We start from the raw sequence: 21,223 nt of genomic DNA on the forward strand, positions 1-21,223 counted from the left end.
GGCTGCTGCTGGTTCAAAATCCTATTTAACAATAGTTAACATTAATTTTACTGTAGGTTTTGCGGCAGTACAGCATGCGGATCATCAATGTCCGTTAAATTTACCGCTTCTACTGCGCTAACTTGCGGAACAGCCCGCATAATTGCCTGTTCTATTCCGGCTTTCATCGTCATAATACTCATCGGGCAAGAGCCGCAGGAGCCGAGCAACCGTAATTTTACTACTCCTTCCGCAGTAATTTCTTCTATCGAAACATTACCGCCATCGGCATCTAAAAATGGCCTGATGGTGTTTAATGCTTCTTCCACCTGTTCTGTTAAATTCATTGCAATGCTTCTTTTATCCAGTAAAAATAATCATTTTATCTAACTCCAACCGTATCTGTTGATTTTGCATTTCGGATTGCAACCTGCTGTGCCACACGTTCTGCCATATCAAAAAAAGCAGCCGCCATTGGGTTTCCTTCTTGCAGAATAACCGGTACACCTGCATCTCCGGAATCGCTAATGCTTTTTACCAGCGGAATTTCCCCTAAAAACGGAATATTAAGTTCTGCTGAAAGCTTTTGTCCGCCACCTTTTCCAAAAATATAATACTTATTTTGAGGCAGTTCAGCAGGCGTAAAATAAGCCATGTTTTCTATAATACCCAGCAGGGGCACGTTAATAGCATTCATCATAAACATACCAATGCCTTTTTTTGCATCAGCCAAAGCTACGTTTTGCGGCGTGGTAACAATAACAGCGCCGGCAACCGGAAAAGTTTGGGTTAAAGTGATATGAATATCGCCGGTCCCTGGCGGAAGGTCAACAACCAGATAATCCAGTTCGCCCCAGTCTGCATCGTTAAAAAGCTGTTTTACTGCTGTAGAAACCATTGGCCCGCGCCATGGAACAGGCTGGTTAGGATCAGTAAAAAAACCAATAGAAAGGAGTTTAATACCAAATTTTTCAATTGGTTCTATCCTGGTTTTTCCATTAACTTCTGATGCTTTTGGCCTTGCGCATTCCAAACCAAACATAATCGGAATAGATGGCCCGTAAATATCAGCATCAATTAATCCAACTTTTGCGCCTGTTTTAGCTAATCCAAGCGCCAGGTTAACAGCAACTGTAGATTTGCCAACGCCACCTTTTCCAGAAGCAACTGCAATAATATTTTTTACGCCCGGAACACCAACGTTTTTAGGTGTAGTTACACGGGAAGTCATGTTGATATGCAATTCTACGTCTTTGCTTACAAAATGTAAAATGGCATTACGGCAGGCATTTTCAATCATGCTTTTTAGCGGACAGGCAGGCGTAGTAAGAACTACAGAAAAACTCACACGGTTTCCTTCAATTGCTACATCTTCGATCATGTTTAAGGTAACCAGGTCTTTTTTCAAATCCGGATCTTCTACATAACTTAATGCTTTTAATACTTGTTCCCGTGTAATACTCATTTATTTTTTTGGTTTGCGACATGTTTAAAACAGACAATCAATCGTTTTGTTAAAAATATCCTGTCGGAGAACATTTGGCAGCGGAAAAGATTTTTTAGTTTTAGCCAAAATTTACTGATGCGCCCAAAAAACCGTAAATATCTTAAAATCGGTCTGATTGTTTTCGTTTCCCTACTGATACTTCTGCTAATATCCGGTTTAATTGCTTATTCAAAACGGCAGTTTCTACTTGAAACAGCTATTAGCAAAGCTAAATTAAAAGCCCAAAGCCAGTATAATTTAGATGTAAAAATAGGCTCTGCCAGCTTTACCGGGCTTACTACCGTTAACCTGAAAGATATTACCATCGTTCCTTTTAACAGAGATAGCTTGTTACATATTAACCATTTTCAGGTAAGTGTAAAGGTATGGCCATTGCTGATTGGTAATGTTAAGCTTTCTACCATTATTATGGAAGATGGCAAACTTAATTTAACCAGCATAAAAGGAGTACGCAATTACGAGTTTTTGTTTAAAAAGCAAAAAGACAGCACATCTAAAAAAGCCGGGGCAAACCTGGCCGATTTTGCGCATAACTTAATGACCCAATTTTTGTATAAAATTCCGGATGATCTTAACTTAACCAATTTTGACATTGCTTTTCGTGACGACAGTAACAAATTAAACCTGCAAATACCAAAAGCTACGATTGAACGTGGCAGGCTTTATTCTACCATTCTGGTTAATAACGGTTATGCTACCTGGCACATTGCCGGCAACGTAAATACAGCCAAAAAGAACGTTGCCTTACAGCTTTATGCAGACGGAAAAAAAGTAGAATTACCTTTTATTGAGAAGAAATACGGATTAAAACTTAACTTTGATACCATTGGTACCGAGCTGAAAAAAGAAGAACAAAACGGAGATGAAACGCAGATTTACAGCTCCTGCTTTGTTAAAAACCTGCTGATCAACCATCCTAAAATTGCTTCCAATGATATTGTAGTTCCAAGCGCTTCAATTGATGCCAATGTTTTTATAGGCGAAAATTATGTTTCTGTCGATAGTTCGTCCGTTATCCACCTTAAAAATATTTCGGCTAACCCTTTCATCAAGATCACGCTCAAACCTACAAAAATTTATGAGCTGAAACTGCATACCGAGTGGCTGGATGCACAATCGCTGTTTAACTCTTTTCCAGGCGGCTTATTTGAATCATTAGCCGGAATTAAAGTTTCCGGAAAATTGAAATATGGCCTGAAGTTTTATCTCAATACAAAAGATGCCGATAATGTTCAATTTGATTCTTGGTTGGAAAAAGAGAACTTTAAAGTGCTGCAATACGGACAAACAGATTTGACTAAACTTAATCAGGTTTTTGTTTACACGCCTTACGAAAACGGTAAGCCAATGCCTCCGCGAATTGTTGGCCCTGCTAACCCTAATTTTACGCCTTTAAATCAGATTTCCCCTAATTTGCGAAATGCAGTGATGACTGCAGAAGACCCTTCTTTTTATCGGCATCATGGCTTTGTAGAAGAATCTATCCGCAAATCTATCGCTACTGATTTTAAAGAAAAGCAGTTTAAACGGGGCGGAAGCACCATTTCTATGCAGTTAGTTAAAAACGTTTTTTTAAGCCGACAAAAAACGCTTGCCCGAAAAATTGAGGAAACGCTCATCGTGTGGATCATTGAAAACAACAACATCAGTACCAAAAACCGGATGCTGGAAGTGTATTTCAATATTATTGAATGGGGCCGGAATATTTATGGGATTGGCGAAGCTTCCCGTTATTATTTCGGTAAATCTCCGGCCGATCTCACTATTGGTGAAAGTATTTACCTGGCCAGCATCGTTCCAAAACCAAAATCAGGCTTGTATTCTTTTGAACCGGACGGCAGTTTAAAACCTTATTTGCACGGTTATTTTAACCTGATTGGCCGTTTAATGGCTTCTAAAGGTTATACGCCTTCGGATTCATCTGCTTATGGTTTTTATACGGTAAGGCTAAGAGAAGCTTTGCGGCCTAAAATGGCACCTGTTGATACTACTGCTGCTGACAGTTTAAATCAGGATGGTGATGAAGGCGTAGGGGCTTTGCAGCATCTTAACTTCTTTCAGCGCTTATTTGGCAAGAAAGATTCTACCGTAGAAAAAGCCATCGAAAAAAAGGTTGATACAGCCGGAAAAACCCCGAAAGAAATCCGCATAGAAAAACGCGAACTACGCCGGCGCGAAAAGGAAAAACAAAAAGAACTGCACGATAGGGGGTTGATGTAATTTTAGGTGGTAAAAGAAGCATTGTTATTTGAGTTGATGCTTCTTTTATCGATATAATATAATGCGGTTTTTTGTTTTAGGCAAATGATCTATTGAAGTTGCTCCTGTCTCCACAAACTCATACTCTTTCTTCTTCAATCTCCAAACATCGTTTTCGTACCGATATTTTACCAGATTTATTTGTGATATTGTGCCTGTTAAAGCAATAAAAATGCCCGATAAAAAAAGCGTTACTTCTATTTCTGACCAGGTTTTAGAAAGCAAAATTTATTTTTTGAGGAATCAAAAAGTAATGATGGATAGTGATTTAGCGGAACTTTATGCTGTAGAAACCAGAGTATTAAACCAGGCTGTGAACAGAAATAAAGAGCGTTTTCCAGAAGATTTTATGTTTCAGCTTGATAAGGTGGAATGGGAAAACTTGAAATCACAAGTTGTGATTTCAAGTTATGGCGGACGCAGAACTTTGCCTTATGTTTTTACTGAACATGGCGTACTAATGCTATCAAGTGTATTAAATAGCTCAAAAGCTATTCAGGTAAATATCCAGGTAGTACGTATATTTACACGAATCAGGCAAGTATTAACGGATGGTGCTAAACTAAGCATCGAAATAGAAGAAATAAAAAAGCAACTAAGCACTCACGGCAAGAATATCAATGCGATTTTTAAATACCTGGATGGATTAACAGTTAAAAAAGAGATAGAAAATCCACGTAAACGAATCGGATTTAAGTCTGATGATTTATTGTGATACTTCTTTTACCACTAATTTTTCTTTAACTTATTCAACCCAACCTTCGCGATTCAAGCTTTTTGATATACTTTAAAGCGTTATTTTAATTTTATCTGGATTTTGTCTGGTGTCAAAGATGTTTGAAATAAAGACCTTTTTATTTGTGTTATCAACCCAATATATAATTTTGTAATTTTTAAATACCAAGTAACGAAACTCCTGAATCCTTTCCGACAATAAATCCTCAACCTGCCCGATATAAGGGTTTTGTTCTAAATTAATTGTTGCATCAATAATCCCGTTTACTAAATTTTTGGCAGTCCTAATTCCTGCTTTAAATTATGGTAAATAAAAATGTCTTCCGATTTATCTTCTGCAAATTGCGTCCAATAAATAATCATTTCCATTCCCCAACTTTATTTTTAAGCGTTTTGGCTTCCATAACAAGTCCATCTTCTACATCGTTTAATGATTGATCAATTTCTTTGTTAAGTTGTTCCATACTCATTGGCCTTAAATCATTTTCTAATAACTCCGCTTTTTGTTTGCGAAGAAATTTTTCCAAACCGCCAATAATTTCCTCGTTTTGAAGTTTAAGAAATTCTTGTACAAATAATATTTTGCGGGCTTCTAAATTCATGTTTTGAGGTTTAAAATGGTTTATTTTCTTATAACGAACTTAATTCTGATGCTTAAACTTTCTCGAAATATTCATCCAAATGATGTAGGACACAAAAGCAAAACAAAGAACAGATAAACGCATGCTCCAAAATTCCCAAGTGTGGTAGTTTTTCAGATTCTCTAAACTGTTAGCAGAAAAAATAACGGATAAAGGATTTATAAATAGATACAACTTTAGATTCAAACGTACAAAATTTATATGCTTCTTTTATCACTAAATCTTGTACTTTCTTTATCCCGCCCAGCCTTCCCGGTCCAAACTTCTAAACTGTATTGCTTCCGCTAAATGTTCAATCTGAATATCTTCTGTTCCGGCCAGATCTGCAATGGTTCGGGCAACCTTTAAAATCCTGTCGTAAGCTCTGGCGCTTAAACCTAATTTCTCCATTGCTTTTTTCAAGAGGATTTGTCCGGCTTCGCTAATCTTGCAAACTTGCCGCACCATTTTAGATTCCATTTGCGCGTTACAGTGCAAATCCGGTTTTTCTATAAATCTTTTTTGCTGGATTTCTCTTGCTTTGATTACGCGTTCGCGGATAACTTCACTTTTTTCTGAGATTCTTTCTGAAGATAGTTCTGAAAAATTAACCGGTGTTACTTCTACATGCAAATCAATCCGATCTAATAAAGGACCCGAAATTTTGCTTAAATATTTTTGTACGATTCCTGGCCCGCAAACACATTCCCGGTCGGGATGATTGTAATAACCGCAGGGGCAAGGATTCATAGAAGCCACGAGCATAAAACTGGAAGGATAATCCACGCTCATTTTAGCCCTTGAGATAGTTACTTTTCGTTCTTCTAACGGCTGCCGCATCACTTCTAAAACTGTTCGCTTAAATTCGGGCAGTTCATCTAAAAACAAAACGCCGTTGTGCGCTAAAGAAATTTCTCCAGGCTGCGGATTTCCGCCGCCGCCAACCAGCGCCACATCAGAAACCGTATGATGCGGCGAGCGGAACGGACGAACAGAAACCAATGCATCTGCAGCAGCCAGTTTACCGGCAACCGAATGAATCTTCGTAGTTTCCAAAGCTTCAGACAAACTTAAAGGCGGCAAAATAGAGGGCAAACGTTTAGCCAGCATCGTTTTTCCGGCTCCGGGCGGACCAATCAAAATAAGATTATGACCGCCGGCAGCAGCAATTTCCAGCGAACGTTTGATGTTTTCCTGTCCTTTTACATCCGAAAAATCAGCATCGTATAAACTGATGCTGCGGTAAAATTCATCCCGGGTATTTACCACTTCTTCTTCCAATGGCTTTTCTCCGTTTAAAAAATCTACTACTTGCGTGATCGAATTCACTCCAAAAACCGCTAAATTATCTACAATGGCTGCTTCCCGTGCATTTTGTTTAGGCAGGATAAAGCCTTTATAACCTTCTTTTCGTGCTTGTATAGCAATTGGTAAAGCGCCCCGGATAGGCTGTAATCCGCCATCTAAGGAAAGTTCTCCCATGATGAGGTATTTCTCCAATTCGTCTGGGACTATTTGCCCGGAAGCGGCTAAAACACCAACAGCAATGGTTAAATCATAAGAAGAACCTTCTTTGCGGATATCAGCAGGCGCCATGTTTACAACCACCTGCTGTTTGGGCATGTGGTAATTGCAGTTTTTTAAGGCTGATTTTACACGGAAATAACTTTCTTTAATGGCATTGTCCGGCAGGCCAACTACATAATATTTGGTGCCGCCTGTAATATTTACTTCAACAGTTATCGTTGTAGCTTCGATACCATAAACAGCACTACCAAAAGTTTTTACAAGCACAGGAAATAGGTTGATAAATTTCCTGAAATTAACTAAAAATTAAATAATAACAATTTTAAGAAGAATTATAGTTGGAAAAAGTGTTTTAAATAGATTCTAAAATAAAATATCTGATTCCCTTTCCTTGATCAATTGCTTTTTCAAATCAATATGTTTTACTGCTGAATGAATATTTACAGATAAAATCAGCAGCTATGAAGTTGTTGTTCTTAAAGAAGGAACCAGCAAACCGATAGCGACGGCAATTTCAATTACTCCCATTAAATAAACCCATGCTTCTTTTAACGGTATAAATTTCCTGCAATGCTTCTTTAATTGCTTAAAACTTAAATTATTGAAAATCGAGTAAATTTTTTAGGTGATAAAAGAAGTATAACAGAAATTATGAAAATTCTTAAAACTTAGGAATTGGGTGTTAACAGTTTAAGCACTATCCGATAAGCGTCAAGCAATCCGGAATTAAAGCCTTCTGCGCTTCCCCACAAGTACAACTGAAAAATCCGGTAATGTTTCTTTCCCCATCTTCGCTCAATATCTTCCCGGTTATGGTCCAGCCTTTCTGCCCATTCTTTTGTAGTGAGGTAATAATTATGCCTGTCGTTCCAAACGCCTATAACTTCAAAAGGGCTTTTTGCAACTTCTGTTAAGTACTCGTGCAAACAAAGAAGCGATCCGTTTCCTTCAAAAACATAACGTTCTATAAATGTTCCTTGTGCATGTTTAACCCTTTCGGCGCTTGCGTCCAAATAAATATATCCACCGGGTTTTAGCAGCTTTTCATAGTGTTTTAATGTTTCTGGATAGTTGGGTAAATGTTCTGTAACTCCGCAGTTAACAATTGCATCGTATTTCTCGTTAGGATGATGTTCAAAAAAGTGTTCAAGCAATACTTGGCATGGAAGGTTTTCGCGCTCAATTAATTTTTGTACAAACGCCTGGGAGCGCTGCGAAATAGTAAGCGATGTAACTTGTATCCCTTTTTTACCTGCATATTCAACAAAAGATCCCCAACCGCTGCCGATGTCGAGTACACGATCTCCCGGCTTTGCCTTTACAGCTTCTAATACAAAATCAAACTTATGTGTTTCAGCATCTTCAAGCGTTTCATTATCATTTAAATAAACAGCCTGCGAATAAGCTCTGTGCCTTCGATCTAAAAAAAGAAGAAAAAACTCCTCGTCGGTGTCGTAATGATTGGCGATCCACTTTTTATCACTCTTTACCTGGCCGAAAAGAAATGGCTGGATAAATCGCCAGAGAAAACGTACGCCTCTGTTATCGGAATAGAGATTTCTTAATCCCATAACGCTCATAAGGCTGCCATCAATATCTATCCTGCCATCAATGTAAGCACTAACAATTGCATTCTGGTCGAGCGTGCTTAATGCTTTAACGGCTTGCTCATCCTTCAGCGTAATTGTAAAAGCAGGTTCTTTGCCTCCAAAAATATGTAAAAGCCCATTATCTGTGCGTAATCCGAAAGGTATTTTAGTCCCTTTCTCAGCTAATGAATTGTACTGCTTTTCAATGAGACCAATTAAACGTAAATATTTCTGTTGCATCTACTTGGTTTAATTAGTGATAAGGTTATAATCCAGGTTTAAGAGTAACGGGCCCTCTTTCTAATTATAACTTTAAAAGTAATTATTTTGATTAACTTTTAAAAAAACTAACTAAACACGCAGGCTAAACAAAAAATATGATAAGCTGTCAGAAAAGGGTTGTGCTTTAAAAAGTATGCTGTTATAAAACCAGCAGCGAATGTTTCAGGATTTTGTTAATTGCGATATTAAACAAAAATGCCGAATGTCTCTCGCTGCAGAGCGTTAAAATGGAAAAAAACGGGAAGAAAAAGACAGGCTTTCAAAAGTATACTTTGCAGAAGTTTCAGGACGAATATGTTTATTGGGATGCAATATGCTCCTCAAAAACTTATTACCACTATTCCATCATGAAAACTGCTATCTGCAAACGAAATATAAAAGCATTATACATTTAGAGCCTGTTAAAATTTATTCAATCTATTTTAGATGCTTCTTTTATCAGCTAAAAAATTACAAAATCTTCATCCTTTTTATTGTTGGCTAATGCTAAAACAAAATTTACTGGCATAAAAGAAGCATTAGCATTTTCTTAATAAGAAATTTAAACAGGCCCTCAAAATCATCCCTGAAATTTTTCAGTTACATTTTTGGCATATTGCGCATCATTTTGGCCATTTGCGCCGGGTTGCTAAACTGCTTCATCATCTTCCGCATATCATCAAATTGCTTGATTAAACGGTTCACTTCTGCCAGATCATTACCAGAACCTTTTGCAATTCGCATGCGGCGGCTTTGGTTAATGATATCCGGGTTTTCTTTTTCTTTCGGTGTCATGGATTGGATGATGGCTTCTATCGATTTAAAAGCATCATCCTGGATATCAATATCTTTCATCGCTTTTCCAACGCCCGGGATCATGCCCATCAGGTCTTTCATGTTGCCCATTTTCTTGATCTGCTGGATCTGGCCGAAAAAGTCGTTAAAGTCGAATTTATTTTTGCGGATTTTCTTTTGCAGTTCGGCTGCTTCTTTCTCGTCAAACTGCTGTTGCGCGCGTTCAACCAAAGAAATTACATCACCCATTCCTAAAATACGTGACGACATCCGGTCTGGGTGGAAAACATCCAGCGCTTCCATTTTTTCGCCGGTCCCAATAAATTTGATTGGTTTGTTTACAACAGATTTGATCGACAAAGCAGCACCGCCGCGTGTATCACCATCTAATTTGGTTAAAACTGCTCCGGTAAAATCTAAACGATCATTAAATACTTTTGCTGTATTAACCGCATCCTGACCGGTCATGGCATCCACTACAAACAGAATTTCGTGTGGGTTTAATGCTTTTTTTACCTGCTCAATTTCCACCATCATGGCTTCATCAATGGCTAAGCGGCCAGCAGTATCGATAATTAAAACGTTGTTTCCGTTTTGTTTTGCCTGAGCTAAACCTTCCAAAGCAATTGCAACCGGATCTTTTGATTCGAGGTTTGCATAAACCGGAATGCCGATCTGCCCGCCCAAAACCTTTAATTGCTCAATTGCAGCCGGACGATAAACATCATCTGCAACCAAAAGTGGCTTTTTACCTTTTTGTGTTTTAAGGAAAAGGGCCAGTTTACCAGAAAAAGTAGTTTTACCTGCACCATTTAACCCGGCAATTAAAATGATGGTTGGCGTTGCCGGGAAAGTAAGTTCGGCAGTAGTTCCGCCCATCAGTTTCGTGAGCTCATCGCTCATGATCTTGGTGAGCAACTGACCGGGAGAAATAGACGTAAGCACATTCTCGCCTAAAGCTTTTTGCTTTACTTCGTCGGTAAAAGCTTTGGCTGTTTTATAGTTTACGTCGGCATCGAGCAAAGCTTTACGGATTTCTTTCATGGTTTCGGCCACGTTAATTTCCGTGATCGAACCTTGTCCTTTTAAAACCTTGAATGCGCGGTCGAGTTTATCCGAAAGATTATCAAACATTTTTTAAAATCATTTTATTACAAGGCGAATTTAAGATTATTGGCAGAAAGGTAAAAGGTTAAAGGCGGAAAGATGGATTAATATGATTTTATTTTCAGCTTTAACCTTTCCGCCTTTAACCTTTCCACCCTTCACCTTTAACGATGCTTCTTTTACCGGGTAAAAATTGAGATTAATCATCTATCTCCAGGAAGGAAATTTATAGGTAACGCCTAATGCTAAACTTTGATAAGCCTGAAGCCTGACGGAAGTATTCGGATCGTAAAGTAAGGTTCCGTTTAGCGTTACATTAAACAGCCGGTTAATTTTTGCAGTTAAAGTTGCATCCAAACGGTGTGTCATTTTAAAAGGCGTGTCGTAAGGAATGAATATCAGATAACGTGCTTTCAAATTCATGTTTTTGGCAATGTCTTTATCGATGTTAGAAACAACCTGAAAAGCAAGCTGGTTAAGCACATGATTACCTAAACGAACACCATAAGCAACGGTATCGCCGTGATAAACAGCATCATCTAACACAAATGTTTGCCGGGCTGTTCCGGTACCAAACCTTGCGGTAAAATAAGGGGCAGGCTTATACTCAAATCCGATAGATTCTGTGAGATAACCCGGGGCCATAAACCTTGAAATAAGAACAGGCGCTACTGTTGGGTCACTGGAGTACGTAAAACCTTCATCAAACTGAGATTCAAAACTGAGCGAGCCGTAAAAATCCCAATGTTTGGAAAAATTGATAGAAACTTTATTGTCCCAAAAAATCCGGTCGTTGGTTTTACGTTCCACCTGGCCGCGGTTTTTAACCTTTCCGTACTGCATGATTAGTTCTGAAATAAAGTCTTTACCTTCCTTGTTGTACTCGGTTTTATAATCGAAATTAGAGCCTACGGCGATAGAACTGATCCCGCCCGAGCTCCAGTTATTACTAAAAGCAGATTGGTTAATGTTAAGGCCGAAAATGATGTTTTTGCGCCAGTAACTTACCTTGTAGTCTAATCCGGGTACCGGGATAAATTCCGGGCGAAGGCTTAAAGGCTGCAAGTGTACCGGCAAAATATTCCTGCCAGGTTCTATCCGGAAACGGTTTAGCAGGTTAGTATCGATTTTGACCGTGTCCGTTTTAACGGTATCGGTCCTGATGGTATCCGTTCTAACAGTATCCCTTTTAATAGAATCCCTTTTCTGTGCAAGCGTTTTATTTATAAAAAGCAGTGGTAAAAGAAGCATGAAAAGAAAAGCCGGAAGCTTATGCATAGTGTACAAAGAAAAGCAAAAATGATTTTTTTCAGAAGAAATATTCATTTTAAGGGCAATTCATTAATTAGTTTTTAAAATACTTCGCCCACGAAAACAATTTTCTCCGCTTTAAATAATCTGGAAAAGCATCATTTGCATAAGCTTCCCGCTCAAAAACAATATTCATATAAGCTTCAAAGTGATCTTTATAAATTAACCGGTTGTATAAATAATTGATGAGGTAAAAGAAGTAAAAGGGCAGGACCAGCAACTCTATTTGCTGCCGGAGATGGATAATTTCGTGCCGAACCATTGCTTCATCAAACCGCGATTTTTCGAGCTTTACCAGGATGAAGGGAAATAATGCCATTCCGTTTGCCGGAAGAGAAGGAACGACTAAAACCGGGTAACGCCACTTCATTTTAAAGGTTGTAACGGAGGTAAGAAATAAGCGGAAGGATTGCGGCGGAACCGGTTATAACAGGATTTGATATAGGTAATAAAATCGTAATCGTTCATAATCAAAACCAAATTATAATCCGGGCGGTAACGGTACATAAAATTACTAAGCTGGTCTCCTTTTAAGCCCGTTATTGCACCAACAATAATGGGGTTAAAGCGGGCATCAACCACTTTGGCCCGGTAATCGCGCTGAATAATTTCACGAAGTTTAGTTGCATTACGGCCGCTTCTGCTTAGCATATTGTATATGGCATCAATACCAATTCCGGCACCGTTACTGCCAACAGTTAATAAATCTTTATTTGCAAGCGCGCCATAAGCTTTATTAAACTCGCGTTTAGTTGCTTCTAATTGTTTTTCGGCACTTAAAACAGTATCTTTTATGGTTACTTCGCGCAAAGCAATGCTGGAACGCTTTAAATAAACCGGAACAGATTGGAAAGCGGTAATTTTTACAGTATCGTTAAAGTAACCTGATTTAGTAAAAACAAGCAAATCATTTACCTTCACGGTAATTGTAAACTCGCCTTTGATATTGTTGTACGTGTTTGCTTTTGTACGAACATTAGTTAAAAATACACGTGCAACCCGTTCTTTCGTGCTTTGATCAAAAACTATTCCCTGGATTTGCTTTTCCTGTGCATGCACCTTTCCAAACAATAATAAAAAGCATAGAAACCATAGAGAATATTTCAGCATTATACCACAAAACTACTTTTAGAAAACGAGATTTTGCGTAGCCTTAACAATAATTAACACGTTAATGGGCTATTATTAATTGCTGGCCAATTTTAATATTATCATCGCCCATGGTATTCATTGCTTTCAATTCATCCACACTTAAACCAAAACGCTTAGAAACGTTAAACAAAGTATCGCCTTGTTTAACCTGGTACATTTTACCTCCAACCGGAACAACAGGCAGTTTTGCAGGTGCAGTATAGCGCAAAGAATCACGGGTTTGTTTACCAATGTTTTTATTGATCTGGCTTAAAACACGGTCTTCACGCTTAATTTTCTGATAGTCCGTTTCACTCATATCGTACTGATCGAGGTTGTATTTTTTGATCAGGTTGATGATCATCTGCGGATAAGCCGGATTAGTAGCATAACCGGCAGCTTTTAAACCATAAGCCCAGCCTTCGTAATCGTTTTTATCCAGTTCAAATAAGGGTGCGTAACGTTTTCTTTTTAAAAATTCTGAATGATCGCGAAAAGAACTTTCGGGATTATCGTAAACCCGGAAACAATCATTGATCTTATCATCGTTTTTGTAATAGGATTTTCCTTTCCAGTCGGAAGTACATTTAATACCAAAATGATTATTGGCCACAACGGCCAGTTCGCCATTGCCGTTTCCAGATTCGATCAGTCCTTGTGCCAAAGTAATACTGGCCGGAATGCCATAAGTATTCATCTCCTGGATAGCAATCCCGCGAAAACGGTCTATGTACTGGTTAACATCACCAAAAGTAGTGTAATGCGATATCGCATCTTTATTAAGCTTTTGTACTTCTTTATTATTGCGGGAAGCCTGGTGGGCAGTAATCCCCGTTTTCTTAGTGCTACAAGAAGCTAATACAATTATAGCCAGAAAGAAAGCCCATTTTTTATACATAAAAGAAGTATTACGACCACAAATATAATTTGTTTCGTAATTAGGATAGCAACAGAAAATTACAATTAAAAAAGATTACTGATCGTCGGGACCGGGTTTTTCATCTAAACTGTTTAAACTGAATTTTTTAATGAGTGAAAGTACTTGCGAAGACCATTTGCTGCTGCTGGCATAACCGCCGCGCTGGATGCCTTTTGCCCAGCCTTTATAATCGAAAGAATCGAATTTATCTGCCAGATGGCTAAACTGCTTTCTTTGGGTCATCATCCGGGCAAAATCCTCAAAAGATGCCAGCACAGAATCGTATGTTTTGTAAGAATGCCTCCCTTTCATGCCAAACTGATTATTTGATTTCCGGGCTAACGCACTGTTTCCACTTGCAGATTCGTGCATTGCAATGGCTAATGTTACGCTTGCCGGAATTCCATAGTCGTGCATGATACTTATGGCAGCATCTTTGTACTTCTCGATATATGATTGTGAGGTGTTTTGAGCTTTTGCAAAAAAGCTGATCAATAGGAGTAAAGGCAATATTGCTTTCTTCATAATTGTTTTTTTCGGATGATCATCAGTCCGTCCCTTATCGGCAGGATCAGATTTTCTACCCGTGCATCCACAGTTATTTTGTCATTAAATTCCCGGAGTAAACGTATATCGTTCTCCTGATGTTTGTTATCTAATATTTTTCCTTTTCGTAAAATATTATCAACCAATATTAATCCACCAGGCCGGATATTATCGAGTATTAACTCATAATATTTATAATTATTGCGTTTATCAGCATCAATAAATGCAATATCATATATTTTATGCGATAATAAGGGAAAAATATTAAAAGCTTCGCCTATATAAAGGTTAATTTTATCCACAAAACCGGATGTGGAAAAGTTAGTTTTCAACATTTCCTCTAATTCAGGGTTCACTTCTATCGTATCGATTTCGCCATTTTCTGCTAATCCTTCTGCCAAACAAATCGTAGCATAACCGGTAAAAGTACCAATCTCTAAAATGGCTTTAGGCTGCAATAATTTGCTGAAAAAACTTAATAATCTTCCCTGATAATGGCCGGAAATCATGTGAGGCCGCAGTACTTTCAGATGCGTTTCGTGCGCTATTTTTTGCAAAACCGGTGGTTCTGGTTCGCAATGGTTTTCCAGGTAAGTTTGAAGCAAGCCATCTGGTAGTTCCATCCTGCAAAGATATTAAAATTTAAAAAAGTAGTCAGGCTGTCTGTTTTTTTAGCCAGATGCTTCTTTTACCGGCTATTTTTCTCCAGGTAAGATTGTAAAATAATTATTGCAGAAATGGTATCAATGCGGGATTTATCCTGCCGGTCAATTTTTTTCATTCCGCTTTGCGCAATTACTGCCGAAGCCATTTTAGAAGTAAAACGCTCGTCCATCATCTCCACTGGAATTAAAGGGAAATTCTTTTTTAAAATTGTTACAAAACCTTTTATCATTGGCGCCGATTGCGAAGGCGTTCCGTCCATTTGCTTGGGTTCGCCTACAATAAATTTTTCTACTGCTTCTTTTACCAGGTATTTTTTCAGGTATTCTACAATATCTTTTGGGTGGACCGTTTCCAGTCCGGTAGCAATAATTTGTAAAGGGTCGGTTACGGCAATACCGATGCGTTTGGTGCCGTAATCAAAAGCTATAATTCGGGGCATACTTCTTTTATCGGGTAAAAATTGGTGCTGGCATCAAACTGTATTGTAACGCTCGCATCAAATATATCATCTGTAAAACTTTCCAAACTACAATTTCAATTCTTATTCTTAATTTGCAACGATGCAGTTTAAAGAAATCATCGGACAGGAAAACATCAAGCAAAGGCTGCTAACAACGGTAAAAGAAAACCGGGTAAGCCATGCACAACTTTTTTTAGGTCCGGAAGGCTCGGGCAGTTTGGCTTTAGCTGTTGCTTATGCCCAATATATTTCCTGCGAAAACAAGTCGGATTACGATTCCTGCGGAGAATGTTCTTCCTGCCGAAAGTATCAGAAATTAGTGCACCCGGACCTGCATTTTTCGTATCCGTTTTTTGCCAAGCATAAAGATAATACAGCGCTTACTTTTATTGATCAGTGGCGAAAAGCGTTTCTGCATAATCCATATTTGAACCTGGATGAATGGCGGACGTATTTGGAGGCTGAAAACAAACAGGCAAACATCAACATTGCAGAATGCCATCAGATTATCCGGAAACTAAGTTTTAAGCCATTTGAATCAGAATACAAAATCCTGATCATGTGGCTGCCGGAATATCTGGATAAAGAAGGGAACACGCTTTTAAAAATTATTGAAGAACCGGCGCAGAAAACGCTTTTTTTATTAGTTGCCGAATCGCAGGACGATATTTTAAATACAATACTTTCCAGAACGCAATTAGTCAAAATTCCGCCATTAAAAGATGCAGATGTGCAGGAATATCTGGAGCAACATCATCAAACAGAACATGCAGCAGAACAAATTGCTTACCTCAGCAATGGAAACCTGACTGCTGCTTTACACAGGATTAACAGTGATGACAGCAGTTATCACGATCTTTTTACACGCTGGCTTCGTTTGTGTTTTACCAATGATGGTTTAAAACTGATCGATTTTACAGAACAATTAGCCAAGCTGGGGCGAGAAAACCAGAAGAATTTTTTGCAATACGGCATGTGCTTCATCCGCGAATGCGGTATGCTGATTTCCGGTGCGGGAAGCCTGGTCCATCTGCCAGAAAAAGAATTGATCGTAGCGCAAAATATGGCTGCCAAAGTTTTAACCATAGCCATGGTGGAAGTAATTGCAGATGAGCTGGATAAAGCGCATTATCATGTGGAACGGAATGCCAATCCGAGAATCTTATTTTTAGACGTATCTTTGCAATTAATTAAAATTTTAAAATTTAAAACGTTCCCGCAAGGGACTCAACATATATTGTATTAACATGGGATGTGGAAGCTGTTCATCAGGCGGATGTGCGCCTGCTGGCTGCAAAAGTAACGGCGCTTGCCTTACAAACGGTTGCAGCAAATTAGATGTTTACGATTGGCTTTCCAACATGGATATGCCTTCTAATTATAAACCTTTTCAAATAATAGAAGTAAAATTTAAAGGATCACGCAAAGATTTTTACCTCAATATAGATAACATTTACTTAGAAAACGGCGAACTGGTTGTTACCGAAACCACAACCGGCGGTTTTGATGTGGGCCACGTTTCTATCACCGGCGAACTGGTGCGCATGCAGCTTGTAAAAAAGCATGTAAAAGAAGCAGACGTAACCAAAAAGATCTTCCGAAAGGCAACACCTGCGGATGTGGAAAAATGGAAAGCTGCAAAAGAGCAGGAGTGGGAAACCATGCACAAAGCACGGAAACTGGCTTTGGACCTGAACCTTTCGATGAAGATAAGCGATGTGGATTATCAGGGCGATAAAACCAAAGCTACTTTTTATTATACGGCAGAAGGACGGGTTGATTTCAGGGAGCTAATTAAGAAAATGGCCGAATCTTTCCGGATCCGCATTGAAATGCGTCAAATCGGCATGCGCCAGGAAGCAAGCCGTTTAGGCGGAATTGGGTCCTGCGGAAGAGAACTGTGCTGTTCTACCTGGTTAACTGATTTTAAAACAGTTTCTACAGCTGCGGCACGTTATCAAAACCTTTCTTTAAACACGTTGAAATTAGCCGGGCAGTGCGGTAAGTTAAAATGCTGTTTAAACTATGAGCTGGACAGTTATATGGATGCTTTAAAAGATATTCCGGATGATGTACATATTCTGCGTACAGAAAAAGGCGATGCACGTTTACAAAAAACGGATATTTTTAAAAAGCTGATGTGGTTTAGCTATCCAAAGGAAGAAAACTGGGTTCCGGTACCTATCAAACAGGTACGGGAAATACAGGCGCTTAACAAAAGCGGCGAATTGGTTGCTGATTTAGGTGAAAGCAAAGCCGCAGAAACTGCAACAACAGTTAAAGCATTTGATTATGAAAATGTTGTAGGACAGGATAGTCTGACCCGTTTGGATGACCGTGCCGCTAACCAACGTAAAAAAAATAACCGGAATAAGCCAAAACCAGTTGCCGAAGCCGGACAAAAACCAATAGTACAAGTTACAAAAGTAGTTGTGCAAACTGTACAGGTTAAAACAGTACAGCCAAATAATCCGGAACGCCCGGCAGAAGGAGCCGTTCGTGAAGGAAACCCGAACCGCCGGCATCATCGCCGGAACCGGCCAAACCGTAACCCGAACAATCAAAATAATCCTAATCAGCAAAACAATAACAAAGCAGAATGATCAGGGTAAAGCTCTTTTTAGCAACTGTTTTTATCGGCCTTTTTTTTATGCTCCAGGCTTGTAACGAGCCGGGGACTTTAATCGATCAGAGTACCGAAATTAGTAACCATAACTGGCCGTACATCAACAAAATCAAAACGGATGTTAAAATTGAGGATATTTCTGTTCCTTATAATATTTATTTTAACCTGCGCCATTCGGCTGATTATAAGTATTCCAATATTTTTATTTTAGTCCATCAAATTAGTCCCGATCATCAAACTAAAATCATTCGTTACGAATTTAAATTAGCCAATCCGGATGGTGAATGGCTGGGCAACGGTTCTGGCAATTTGTACAGTTACCGCTTGCCTTTACAAACTAATTTTCGTTTTCCGATTAAAGGAACTTATTCTTTTATTATTGAGCAAAATATGCGTGATAATCCTTTAAAGGAAGTTGCAGATGTGGGTTTAAGAGTTGAAAGGGCGAAGTAAACCCATTAAAAAATAGCTGTTTCTTAAATCTTAGGTAAATCATTAGTATTAACTTCTATTTTCCTGCTTTTTCACCTGGAAACTCTGCATCTTAATTTTTTACCGGTAAAAACAGTATTGCCTTTAATATCTTTACTGCTGAGACAAGTCTAAATAGTAGTTACCTTTGTCGTTTCGCTTACGTAGTGATATTAAACAGAGCGATAAAGGGCAAGACCTAATAACTTGTTGTACCATGAACATTCATAATAAAGATATTGGAACCAAGCAAAAAGCACTTGCTATTAATCTTGATTCCGGCATTTATGGTTCCTTTGCAGAAATTGGCGCCGGACAGGATGTAGCCGCCCATTTTTTTAAAGCAGGGGCTGCTGCAGGAACAATAGCCAAAACCATGTCTGCTTACGACATGACTTTTTCTGATGCCATTTACGGCGCACAGAAAGTAAAGCGTTACGTAAGCGAGCAGCGTTTAAAGTCGATGCTGGACCACGAATACGAACTATTATTGGAACGCCTGGCCGAACAACGCGGCGATACAACCACTTTTTTTGCTTTTGCAGGAACCTTTTCTGCTTTAAATTATCATAAAACAAACGAAGGCCATGGCTGGATGGGCGTACGTTTCCAGTTGGAGCCAAAAGGCGCTTCGCACGATGTTATCATCCATGTAAAACTACTGGACAACGATGCCATATTACAGCAGCAGGCCGTAGGTATTTTAGGCGTAAACCTGATGTATGCCTGTTTTTATTACCACGAAACACCTTCTATTTTTTTAATGTCTTTGATGGACGATTTATCGAAAGACCGCATTCAGATAGACATGATCAGTTTTGAAGGCCCGGGTTTTAGTAAAGTAGATAACCGGCTGATGAGCTTGCACCTGGTAAAATACGGGTTTTCTGATGCAGCTCTTTTTGGTTCCGATGGTAGAAATATTCAACCATCGGAAATTTTATATAAAAAGCATATTGTGGTAATGCGAGGACGTTTCAGGCCACTGATCAACGTACACTTGGATATGCTTACCCGTGGCGTAGAACAGTTTATGAAAGAGCCGGATGTAGATACATCTAAAGTTGTGGTGATAACAGAACTTACTTTACAAGCGCTAAAAGAAAGAAATGCCGACCCGGATGCCGAAATAGATGAAAAGGATTTTCTTGACCGTGTAGATATCCTTTGTTCGCTCGGCCAAACGGTATTAATTTCTAATTTCCACGAATATTATAAGCTGGCGGCTTATCTCTCCAAGATCACTAAACTTAAAATAGGCGTAGTTTTAGGTTATCCTAACCTGGAATATATTTTTTCTGAAGAGCATTATATCAACCTTCCCGGAGGTATTTTAGAATCATTTGCTACCTTATTCAGCCGGAAAGTAAAACTGTTTATTTACCCTACTTTTAGCGATGGCGTTATTCAGAATGTCAGAAAATTTTCTCCGCCTGCGCATTTGGTAGATTTGTTTGAATATTTGATCGTGAACGATAAAATAGAAGACATCCGGGATTATAATGAAAACAACCTGCATGTACAAACCGATAATGTTTTACAGCTTATTAAACAAAGCGCGCCAGGCTGGGAAGAATATGTGCCTGCCGAGGTGGCCAAGGTTATAAAAGAGCGGTGTTTGTTTGGTTATAAAGGCGAAAATATGCTTCCAAACCAAGAAGTTTCTTTGAATAATAATTAGTAAAAATATAAAAATGGATTTGAGATTAGAAGTTGAATTCAGCAAAACAGAACTGACAGAAAGAATTGATTCCCTCAAAAACCAAATAGACCAGTCACGCCCCTTACCGCAAGAAATTGAAGATAAAGTAATGCAGAAACTGCGTCTGGAATGGAATTATCATTCTAACGCTATAGAAGGAAACCGTTTAAATTACGGCGAAACGGTTGCTTTTTTAATGACCGGAATTACGGCAAAAGGCAAATCTTTAAAAGATCATTTAGACATTCGTGGACATAACGAAGCAATCCTTTTCCTGCTTTCTATCGTGAAAGATGAACGTGATTTTACTGAATCTGATATTCGTGCTTTGCATGAAAGGATTCTGGTAGAACCTTATGATTCTCCTGCTCAAACTGCTGAAGGAATCTCTACAAAAAAGCGGATTACTTTAGGTAAATATAAAACACAACCAAACCATGTAAAAACAGTTACAGGCGAAACTCATTATTATGCTTCTCCTGAAGAAACACCTGCAAAAATGCAGGAATTGATGGATTGGTACAAAGAAGCCAGTCAGAATAAAGAAATTCATCCTTTAATTTTAGCTGCTTTATTTCATTATAAATTTGTTGCGATACATCCTTTTGATGATGGTAATGGCCGTTTATCACGTATTTTGATGAACCTGATTTTGATGCGAAATGGTTTTCCTCCGGTTGTTATTAAAATGGAAGACCGGCAAAATTATTACGCTAATTTAAGTCAGGCTGATACCGGAAATTTCTGGCCTTTTATAGAATATATTGGTGATTATTTAACCAATTCTTTAAATTTATATCTCAAAGCAATTGAAGGTAGAGATATTGATGAACCGGAAGATATTGATAAGGAAATTGCTTTGTTTAAGTTGGAGTTGAATAATAAAATAGAATTTAGTACATGACAAAAACTAATAAGGCAGTGTGTATCAGTAAAATAAACGCAAATTTATTCGTATAGTAGACTGGCATTCAGTATATTAGAAGAAGGCCACCACGTCTTTTTTCTAATT

21 protein-coding genes are annotated in these 21,223 nt (G+C 38.5%); 7 read left to right on the top strand and 14 right to left on the bottom strand.

Features of this window, described 5'->3' with window-relative positions; all coding sequences use genetic code 11:
* Positions 1 to 47: 47 nt before the first annotated feature.
* Complete coding sequence (locus GO621_RS01795; protein ID WP_157563550.1) at positions 48 to 326, bottom strand: NifU family protein; 279 nt, start codon at positions 324 to 326, stop codon at positions 48 to 50.
* A 35-nt stretch (positions 327 to 361) separates the two neighbouring features.
* Positions 362 to 1,444: an Mrp/NBP35 family ATP-binding protein gene (locus GO621_RS01800; protein ID WP_157563553.1), complete on the bottom strand. Its 1,083-nt coding sequence runs from the start codon at positions 1,442 to 1,444 to the stop codon at positions 362 to 364.
* A 117-nt stretch (positions 1,445 to 1,561) separates the two neighbouring features.
* Here GO621_RS01800 and GO621_RS01805 point away from each other — a divergent pair, with 117 nt between their 5' ends.
* Together GO621_RS01805 and GO621_RS01810 are read left to right on the top strand one after the other, a co-directional pair.
* Positions 1,562 to 3,706, top strand: coding sequence for a biosynthetic peptidoglycan transglycosylase (locus tag GO621_RS01805; RefSeq protein ID WP_157563556.1), 2,145 nt, complete (start codon positions 1,562 to 1,564; stop codon positions 3,704 to 3,706).
* A 211-nt stretch (positions 3,707 to 3,917) separates the two neighbouring features.
* Complete coding sequence (locus GO621_RS01810; RefSeq protein WP_157563558.1) at positions 3,918 to 4,460, top strand: ORF6N domain-containing protein; 543 nt, start codon at positions 3,918 to 3,920, stop codon at positions 4,458 to 4,460.
* A 72-nt stretch (positions 4,461 to 4,532) separates the two neighbouring features.
* On the opposite strand, the gene GO621_RS19340 is transcribed toward GO621_RS01810, so the two are convergent.
* From GO621_RS19340 to ruvX, 12 genes are all read right to left on the bottom strand, one after another.
* Positions 4,533 to 4,769 carry a type II toxin-antitoxin system RelE/ParE family toxin gene (locus GO621_RS19340; RefSeq protein ID WP_394350177.1) on the bottom strand — a complete coding sequence of 79 codons (237 nt, stop codon included), beginning with the start codon at positions 4,767 to 4,769 and terminating at the stop codon, positions 4,533 to 4,535.
* 70 nt (positions 4,770 to 4,839) lie between these two features.
* A complete protein-coding gene (locus tag GO621_RS01820; RefSeq protein ID WP_157563560.1) occupies positions 4,840 to 5,082 on the bottom strand; it encodes a hypothetical protein in 243 nt (80 codons plus the stop codon).
* Positions 5,083 to 5,355: 273 nt separating this feature from the next.
* Positions 5,356 to 6,894, bottom strand: a complete 1,539-nt coding sequence (locus GO621_RS01825; RefSeq protein WP_317163366.1) for a YifB family Mg chelatase-like AAA ATPase — start codon at positions 6,892 to 6,894, stop codon at positions 5,356 to 5,358.
* Positions 6,895 to 7,295: 401 nt separating this feature from the next.
* A complete protein-coding gene (locus GO621_RS01830; RefSeq protein ID WP_157563562.1) occupies positions 7,296 to 8,456 on the bottom strand; it encodes a class I SAM-dependent methyltransferase in 1,161 nt (386 codons plus the stop codon).
* 621 nt (positions 8,457 to 9,077) lie between these two features.
* Positions 9,078 to 10,406, bottom strand: coding sequence for a signal recognition particle protein (gene ffh, locus GO621_RS01835; RefSeq protein ID WP_157563564.1), 1,329 nt, complete (start codon positions 10,404 to 10,406; stop codon positions 9,078 to 9,080).
* 180 nt (positions 10,407 to 10,586) lie between these two features.
* Entirely contained in the window at positions 10,587 to 11,630 is a 1,044-nt protein-coding gene (locus tag GO621_RS01840; RefSeq protein ID WP_157563566.1) for a DUF3078 domain-containing protein, read from the bottom strand.
* Positions 11,631 to 11,724: 94 nt separating this feature from the next.
* Positions 11,725 to 12,060, bottom strand: a complete 336-nt coding sequence (locus GO621_RS01845; protein ID WP_157563568.1) for a hypothetical protein — start codon at positions 12,058 to 12,060, stop codon at positions 11,725 to 11,727.
* The gene (locus GO621_RS01850) at positions 12,057 to 12,800 is read right to left on the bottom strand and encodes a peptidase associated/transthyretin-like domain-containing protein (protein WP_157563570.1); all 744 of its coding nucleotides are present in this window, start codon (positions 12,798 to 12,800) and stop codon (positions 12,057 to 12,059) included. Before GO621_RS01850 ends, GO621_RS01845 begins: the two co-directional genes overlap by 4 nt.
* A 61-nt stretch (positions 12,801 to 12,861) precedes the next feature.
* Complete coding sequence (locus tag GO621_RS01855; RefSeq protein ID WP_157563572.1) at positions 12,862 to 13,719, bottom strand: glucosaminidase domain-containing protein; 858 nt, start codon at positions 13,717 to 13,719, stop codon at positions 12,862 to 12,864.
* Positions 13,720 to 13,794: 75 nt separating this feature from the next.
* Entirely contained in the window at positions 13,795 to 14,265 is a 471-nt protein-coding gene (locus GO621_RS01860) for a glucosaminidase domain-containing protein (protein WP_157563575.1), read from the bottom strand.
* Positions 14,262 to 14,909 carry an O-methyltransferase gene (locus tag GO621_RS01865; protein ID WP_157563578.1) on the bottom strand — a complete coding sequence of 216 codons (648 nt, stop codon included), beginning with the start codon at positions 14,907 to 14,909 and terminating at the stop codon, positions 14,262 to 14,264. The genes GO621_RS01860 and GO621_RS01865 overlap by 4 nt, the downstream gene beginning before the upstream one ends.
* 65 nt (positions 14,910 to 14,974) lie before the next feature.
* Positions 14,975 to 15,391, bottom strand: coding sequence for a Holliday junction resolvase RuvX (gene ruvX, locus GO621_RS01870; protein WP_157563581.1), 417 nt, complete (start codon positions 15,389 to 15,391; stop codon positions 14,975 to 14,977).
* Positions 15,392 to 15,512: 121 nt separating this feature from the next.
* Here ruvX and GO621_RS01875 point away from each other — a divergent pair, with 121 nt between their 5' ends.
* The 5 genes from GO621_RS01875 to GO621_RS01895 all read left to right on the top strand — a co-directional run bounded on the left by GO621_RS01875 (position 15,513) and on the right by GO621_RS01895 (position 21,115).
* Positions 15,513 to 16,658: a DNA polymerase III subunit gene (locus GO621_RS01875; protein WP_157563584.1), complete on the top strand. Its 1,146-nt coding sequence runs from the start codon at positions 15,513 to 15,515 to the stop codon at positions 16,656 to 16,658.
* Between the two features lies 1 nt (position 16,659).
* On the top strand, positions 16,660 to 18,015 hold the full coding sequence (locus tag GO621_RS01880) for a PSP1 domain-containing protein (RefSeq protein WP_157563587.1): 1,356 nt from the start codon (positions 16,660 to 16,662) through the stop codon (positions 18,013 to 18,015).
* Positions 18,012 to 18,491, top strand: coding sequence for a gliding motility lipoprotein GldH (locus tag GO621_RS01885; protein ID WP_157563590.1), 480 nt, complete (start codon positions 18,012 to 18,014; stop codon positions 18,489 to 18,491). Before GO621_RS01880 ends, GO621_RS01885 begins: the two co-directional genes overlap by 4 nt.
* Positions 18,492 to 18,726: 235 nt before the next feature.
* Positions 18,727 to 20,190, top strand: coding sequence for a TonB-dependent receptor (locus GO621_RS01890; protein WP_157563592.1), 1,464 nt, complete (start codon positions 18,727 to 18,729; stop codon positions 20,188 to 20,190).
* A 13-nt stretch (positions 20,191 to 20,203) separates the two neighbouring features.
* Positions 20,204 to 21,115: a Fic family protein gene (locus tag GO621_RS01895; protein WP_157563595.1), complete on the top strand. Its 912-nt coding sequence runs from the start codon at positions 20,204 to 20,206 to the stop codon at positions 21,113 to 21,115.
* The last annotated feature ends 108 nt before the right edge of the window (positions 21,116 to 21,223 follow it).

It is taken from the genome of Mucilaginibacter arboris, assembly GCF_009754915.1.
Taxonomy (GTDB): domain Bacteria; phylum Bacteroidota; class Bacteroidia; order Sphingobacteriales; family Sphingobacteriaceae; genus Mucilaginibacter_A; species Mucilaginibacter_A arboris.